4 protein-coding genes are annotated in these 7,326 nt (G+C 36.0%); all 4 read left to right on the plus strand.

The features are described from left to right. The coding region (locus ACM44_RS14315) for a T9SS type A sorting domain-containing protein (protein ID WP_048500744.1) at positions 1 to 1,452 on the plus strand (1,452 nt) is incomplete at its 5' end. Positions 1,453 to 1,644: 192 nt separating this feature from the next. Next, complete coding sequence (locus ACM44_RS14320; protein WP_048500745.1) at positions 1,645 to 2,571, plus strand: malate dehydrogenase; 927 nt, start codon at positions 1,645 to 1,647, stop codon at positions 2,569 to 2,571. Between the two features lie 665 nt (positions 2,572 to 3,236). Further along, positions 3,237 to 3,599 carry an XRE family transcriptional regulator gene (locus ACM44_RS14325; RefSeq protein ID WP_241477197.1) on the plus strand — a complete coding sequence of 121 codons (363 nt, stop codon included), beginning with the start codon at positions 3,237 to 3,239 and terminating at the stop codon, positions 3,597 to 3,599. Between the two features lie 407 nt (positions 3,600 to 4,006). Beyond that, on the plus strand, positions 4,007 to 7,270 hold the full coding sequence (gene cas9 / locus ACM44_RS14330) for a type II CRISPR RNA-guided endonuclease Cas9 (protein WP_048500746.1): 3,264 nt from the start codon (positions 4,007 to 4,009) through the stop codon (positions 7,268 to 7,270). Positions 7,271 to 7,326: the final 56 nt, after the last annotated feature.

A 7,326-nucleotide genomic window follows, 5' to 3' on the forward strand; every position in this document is an offset into this window, starting at 1 on the left:
TGGTACGTTAACAACACGTTGATCGCCAACGCGAGCGGCAGCACCTACGTTACCCACGCGACAGGATCCTATACCGTGAAGGTTAAGGATGGCAACAACTGTCCTGCTACCAGCAACGCGGTGAGCTTAAGCAATCCAGAACAACTTAGCATTACAGCAAATCCAGGTATCATTAGTTGTTCGGCCTCAACAACAAGTGTAACATTTACCCCATCTGGCGGAACCGCACCATACAGTATATATATGGATGGAAATTTAATTGCGACTGTCAATGGTGTTTATGTTCAAAATAATGTTGCAGGTGGAACCCACACTTATTATGTGAAAGATGCAAATGGATGTCAAACAGCTCAGCAATCTTTCGTAGTTAATACGGCATTGCCAATAGCTGTTACCGTTGATGCTCCAGATGTACTTTGCTACGGAGGAACATCCCTGGTGACTTTGACTATCACTGGAGGAACATCACCATACACCGTGGTATGGTTCCAAAATGGAGTCCAAGTAGCTACAGGTAACCCTGTTAATTTAGGTGTAGGAAGTTACACTGCAATAGTAACAGATTCAGTGGGTTGTGATAAAACGGTTGCTGTCACTGTGAAGCTGAAATCTTGCCAAGGTAAGACCATTACCCAAGGAGGTTGGGGCGCACCAGCAAATGGTGGAAATAACGGTATGTACTTGAACAAAAATTTTGCTTCTGTATTTACCAGCCCAGACTATCTGACCATTGGTGATGGAAGCAGAAAAGTTAGACTGACTTCACCAGATGCGATCCGAACCTACATCAAAAATGGAGGAACAGCCGCTATTCTGGGAACAGGTTTAGCCGTTAACCCACCATGTCCGAAAAATACGCTTGCGAGCCAAACAGTTGCATTGACGCTGAATGTTCGATTTGATGCGGCCAATCCTAATTGGGCACCTAACACAGATACCGCATTAGGAGATATGATAGTGCTTCAAGGACCTTTAGCTGGATACACAGTAAATCAAGTCTTGACACTTGCCAATCAAATTCTTGGAGGTACTTCAACTCAAATGACGCCATCAGCAATAAATAGTGTGGTGTCAAGTATCAATGAGAATTTCGACAATGGTACTACCAATAACGGTTATTTGGCTTGTCCATGTGTAAACTATGCAAAACCTATTGCCACAACACCTGAAAAAGTAAATTCCACAGTGCAGGAAGCTAAAGTTACCTTATATCCAAATCCTACAAGAGGGGAGATCAACCTGAAATTCGATACGGATCAAGGAAAAACTATTTCTGCTCAGCTTTATAATTATTCAGGAAAAATGTTGGATGATTTGTCAAGATTGGCCAGTTGGAATGGTAATACCGTTACTTTCAACTACAATAATCCGAATCTGACAGATGGAGTTTATTTGTTGAAAGTGAAAACTTCAACGATTGAAAAAATGATTAAGCTAATCATTAAAAAGTAAATGAAATTTATAAATAGAACTGGGCTGCCCTTGTGCAGCCCTTTTTTTATGTACAAATATATCGACTCACCTTTGTTCAGCGTTTGAAGATTTTGTAAATTTGTGATACTCATTTTAATTAAATGAAGGAGTGTAATTAATGATGAAGCCAAAAGGTTTCATGATACCTTTAATAACAATAAAAAATATATTATGAAAGTTACCGTAGTTGGTGCAGGAGCAGTTGGCGCGAGTTGCGCCGAGTACATCGCGATGAAAAATTTCGCTTCCGAAGTTGTTTTGGTAGATATCAAGGAAGGCTTTGCGGAAGGGAAGGCAATGGACTTGATGCAAACCGCATCTTTAAATGGTTTTGATACCAAAATCACCGGAACAACAGGTGATTACAGCAAAACTGCAGGTTCTAAAGTGGCGGTGATCACTTCCGGAATTCCTAGAAAACCGGGGATGACCAGAGAAGAACTCATCGGGATCAATGCCGGAATCGTAAAAGAAGTTGCCGCAAACTTGGTGAAACATTCACCGGAGGTCATCATCATCGTGGTTTCTAATCCAATGGATACCATGGCTTACCTGGTTCATAAAACTTCGGGACTTCCAAAAAATAAAATTATAGGAATGGGTGGGGCGCTGGATTCCGCACGTTTTAAATATAGATTGGCGGAAGCTTTGGAATGTCCGATCTCTGATGTTGACGGAATGGTGATCGCAGCACACAGCGACACCGGTATGTTGCCTTTGGTAAGTAAAGCCACAAGAAATGGCGTTCCGGTAACAGAGTTTTTGAATGATGAGCAAATTGCTTTTGTAACCGAAGAAACTAAAGTGGGTGGGGCTACATTAACAAAACTATTAGGAACTTCTGCATGGTATGCACCCGGTGCCGCCGTATCTGTAATGGTGCAATCAATCCTTTGCGATCAAAAGAAAATGATTCCTTGCTCACTGCTTTTAGATGGAGAATACGGTCAGTCCGATATCTGTCTGGGTGTACCTGCAATTATCGGCGCAAACGGTGTTGAAAAAATTGTAGATATTACATTGACAGATGCCGAAAAAGAAAAATTTGCAACCGCTGCCAAAGCAGTAAGAGAAGTGAATGGGGATTTAAAAGTCTAAGATTACTTTTTCATTTTTATAGCCAAACCCTTTCAGAAACTGAAAGGGTTTTTTATTTTTGCGACCTCCTTACATGACGAAGCAATTAGGGTTGGTAATGTCCAATATTTGATGTAACTTGCTTACTTTAAGGTCTCTGATAAAAAAGCAGGGAGTTTCTTTCGGCCGTCATCTGCACCATTTCCCATCTTACTTTTTTGGCTTTTTTCTTCTGAGTTGCGGTAATGTTATGCTCCGGATTGATTTTCCATATTCTTCAAGCACTATAAATCCATTATAACTCCAATAGTTTATTAGAGTTATAATGGATCTATATTGGAGTTATATTGGACTTATAGGCAAGAAGGGTGCAATGTGAGTGGGTGAATCGATAGGTTTGATCAGACGGATGAAGTGCTTATGTAGAGCACGTCCTAATTTCATTGGTTGCGGGTCTCTGTCTAATTCTCCGCAAACATTTAATTTGGCTAGCGGTCGGTGCGTTAAATTCGGGGAATTATCATTTTGGTGTAGGATCGTATTGTTGTCCTGACTACCGGAGAGGATTATTTATGCTGTGACCGTGGCCATTAGCAGATTATTTGCTAACTTTACGTTTTAAGTAAAATAACAGGACTATGGAAAAGAAAGTACATCAGTGACGGAATGTAAAACGCTTCAGAGAAATGCTGGGTATTAAGCAGGAAGCACTGGCGTTCGATTTGGGTGAAGACTGGAATCAGAAGAAAATTTCTTTACTGGAACAGAGAGATGAAATTGATGTGTTATTACTCCAAAAGATTTCCGGGGCACTTAAGATTCCTGTAGAGGCTTTTCAAAATTTTGATGAGGAGCAGGCGGTGAATTTAATTTCTTGTACCTTTTCTGATAATGCCATGTTTAATAATAAAATAGAAATCCAGAATATTAATCCTGTAGATCAGTTGATGAAAATTCACGACGAAAAAATCGCTTTGTACGAAAGGATGCTGAAAGAAAAAGATGAGATGATGGGGCGGCTTGAGGCGCTGATTAAAAATAAGATGTAAAAAATTAATATAAAAAGAGCTTAACCTGAGGGTTGGGCTTTTTTTGTGCACGAATAGATTTGATTTTTTGACAAATAAAAAGGCGAGTTGCCCCGCCTTGAATGTTTTCACAACGGCTTTCCTTATAGTAAAAAATTTTCTATTATGGTTTCCCGTAATATTGGTTGAAATCTTTTTACTAATTTAGAAAGCTAATAAAAACAGCTATGAAAAAAACAGTGTTGGGATTGGATTTGGGAACTAATTCGACTGGTTCGTCTTTCATAAGGGTTTATAAATAAAAAGTCAAAAAAAAATGGCAACTACCAGAAGCAGTTACCTAGAAAACTTTTCTACGGCTTATAGCCTTGTTGTGAATTGTCTTTCGTATACAAATGTATAAAAATATTTTAATAAACAAATAATTTATGAAAAAAATTGGATTAGATATAGGAAGTTCGTCATTAGGATGGTTTATCGATAAAAATAAAAAAGGAGTAGTCACATTTGAAACAGGCATGTCAAAAGGGCAGTCTGGTGGATATACTTCGCCTACAAAAGATCGCAGAGAGGCTCGATCCAAAAGAAATTTAATCAGGGCAAGAAAATACAGAAAATGGGAGTTACTGAAGGTTCTCTTAAATGGTTATGTTCCTTTAACTGAAACCGAAATGAATGAGTGGTGTCATTATAAAAAGGGAAAACAAAGGAAATTTCCTGAGAGTGAGCAATTTTTAAAATGGCTTGCCTGTGATTTCACTTATCAAAATGGTGAAAAATATAAAAACCCATACGAGTTGCGTGTTAAATCTCTTGATAGTAATTTAAGTAAGCACGAATTTGGAAGGGCGTTGTACCATTTAGTTCAGAGGAGAGGTTATAAAGATATTGGCGAAAGAGATCAGGAAACTGAAAAGCAAATTCAGCGACGTGGAGAAAGTGGTTTCCAAAGTGCATTAGATGGAAACCGCACTGTAGCGGAAGCTTTAGTAAAAGGTTTTTTAGATAAAGGTGAACGAGCAAGAAATCAATATCCGTATAGAGAAGAGTATAGAAAGGAATTAGAACTTATTTGTGAATCGCAAGGATATTCTACTGATCTAAATGACAAAGGCGAATATGCGGATAAATTTGTAAAAAATCTTTGGAAAGCAATTATTTGGCAAAGACCATTAAAAAGTCAGAAAGGAAATATTGGAAAATGCACATTAGAACCTTCAAAACTTCGTTGTCCTATTTCACATCCCGCTTTTGAGATTTTCAGAGCATTGCAGTTCATCAATACCATAAAATATTTTGATACTAATGGTGAAAAGCAAAGTTTAAATTCAGATTTAAGAAATAAATTATTTATTGATTTATTTTTAAAACAAGATGGAAATTTTAAGTTTCAGGAAATTAAAAAATTTTTGGACAAGCATAGTGTTTCTGTTTACAAGTATAATTATCCCATTAATCCTAAAAATAATCAATACGAAACTTCTGTAGCCGGAATGCCTATATGCAAAAGTCTAATTTACTTATTTGGAGATTCCGCACAACAAGCATTGCTGGATATTGAAAAGTTTAATATAGGTAATGCGCCAAAGATTAAAGGAGGATATTCTATTTATGATATTTGGCACATCGTTTTTGATTTTGACGAACAGCATTTAGAGAAGTTTGGTCAAGAGAAATTAGTCATCGAAAATGTCATCCGAAAAAGAAAAGGAGAAGATATCTCTGTTTCGCCATTAGTAGAATTAAAGAGAAAATTTTTACAAGGCTATTCTGATGTCAGCCTAAAAGCAATTTGTAAAATTATACCTTTTTTGAAGGAAGGATATTTATACAATGAAGCTGTTGTACTTGCAAAAATTCCTTATTTGATTGGTGCTGACTGGAAATCATTTAAACAAATAATTTTGGATGTATTGAAAGAAAGTAATAAACGCTACCAAGAGAAACTAATGATTGCATCAATATCAAATAACTTGATTGATAAGCATAAAGGTCAAACTAGAGCAACTATCGACGGTAATGAAGATGGATCTTTCGCTTATAAAGATTTTTCATATACGATTACTGAAAAGGATGTAGAAGATGTAAAAAATGCCTGCCGAAATCATTTTGGAGATAAAACTTGGAATGAAACAAAGAATCAGGATGACATCATTCAAAAAGTTGCTTTGGAATATCAGGATTATTTCTATGATCAGAAAAGAGCTTACAGAAAAACTGAAACGCTTACAGAAATTTTTAATTCATTATTAAAAGAAAAAAATATTAATCTTAATGGCGAGCTATATCATCATTCCAACAGAGAGAATTTGTACAACAAAAACCTACATGTAAATTTTAAAACCGGAGAAAAATATTTGCCTAAATATAAAGATACAGAAAGGGAAATCCTTCCGATCCCGTATATCGACAGCATCAAAAATCCAATGTTCAACAAATCGATGAGTATTGTGAGGAAGCTTTTAAATGAATTAATTATAAATGGAGAAATCGACCAGGAAACAGAAGTAACTGTTGAACTCGCAAGAGAACTCAACGATAATAATGTAAGAGCCGCGATAGAAAGGTATCAAAAGGAACGCAGAGATAATCGTGAAAAAATTCGAAAATTTTTAGAACAATACAATGAAGAAGAAAGCAGAACACTTAATGTAGAAGATAATATTCCTTTATTTGAGCTTTGGACAGAACAGATTTTTGAAGAAACTGAAGATGAAAGCAGGAATAAAATTCAAAATAAAAATAGGTTAGACATCCTCAGAGAAAAAGAAGATGTAAAACGATATGAATTGTGGACGGAGCAAAAAGGACAATGTATGTACACTGGAAAGATGATTTCTATATCGCAGTTATTCTCAAATGAAATTGATGTAGAGCATACTATTCCGAGAAGTATTTTACCAGATAATACGATGGCAAATCAAACTGTTGCATTTGCAAAATATAATAGAGACATAAAAGCTGCCCGGACTCCTTTTTATTGTGAAAACTTTTCTAAAGATACTCCTAATGGAACCAGTATTTCGCCTAGACTTGATAATTGGAGAAAATTGAGAGACTATTATAAAATTCAGTATGAGACCAGAAGACGAGCAAAAGGCGCAGAAGATGAAAATTCGAAAAATAAAAGAATTCAGGATAAGCATTATTTTAAGCTTCACTTCGAATATTGGAATGATAAACTAAATCGTTTTGAAGCAGAAGAAATAAAAGACAGCTGGGCAAGAAGACAGTTGGTAGATACACAAATGGTAAGTAAATATGCACGAGAATATCTAAAACTTTATTTTAAAAAAGTGGCTGTACAAAAAGGTAGTATAACCGCAGAATTCAGAAAAATATTTGGCTTTCAGGAGCAGGATGAAATAAAAAGCAGAGATAAACATACGCATCATGCTATTGATGCTGCGGTTCTTACGATGATTCCTACAAATAGCAGTTACAGGGAAGAAGTTCTGAAAGAATATTATATAGCAGTAGAGAATAAAGACAAACGAAAGATGGATGACCTAAGAAAAAAAATGATTCCGCCATTTTTCAATGTGCAGTCTTTGATAAAAGAAATAGAATCTACCACTCTAATAGTTAATTATCAAAAAGATAAAATTCTTCAACAAACAAGCAGAACGGTCAGAAAAAGAGGAAAAATTCAATATGTAAAAAATAAACAAGGTGAATTTACACCCCTTTAAACTATTTGTAATAATATAACAGTAAACAAAAAAGCCAAAAAAGCCAATATTTAAAG

Source organism: Chryseobacterium koreense CCUG 49689, from assembly GCF_001045435.1.
In the GTDB taxonomy this organism is placed as follows: domain Bacteria; phylum Bacteroidota; class Bacteroidia; order Flavobacteriales; family Weeksellaceae; genus Kaistella; species Kaistella koreensis.

What these genes read in the sequence shown, in the direction of transcription:
- cas9 (WP_048500746.1), top strand. Translation starts at nt 4,007, where the DNA reads ATGAAAAAAATTGGATTAGATATAGGAAGTTCGTCATTAGGATGGTTT.
- ACM44_RS14325 (WP_241477197.1), top strand. Translation starts at nt 3,237, where the DNA reads ATGCTGGGTATTAAGCAGGAAGCACTGGCGTTCGATTTGGGTGAAGAC.
- ACM44_RS14320 (WP_048500745.1), top strand. Translation starts at nt 1,645, where the DNA reads ATGAAAGTTACCGTAGTTGGTGCAGGAGCAGTTGGCGCGAGTTGCGCC.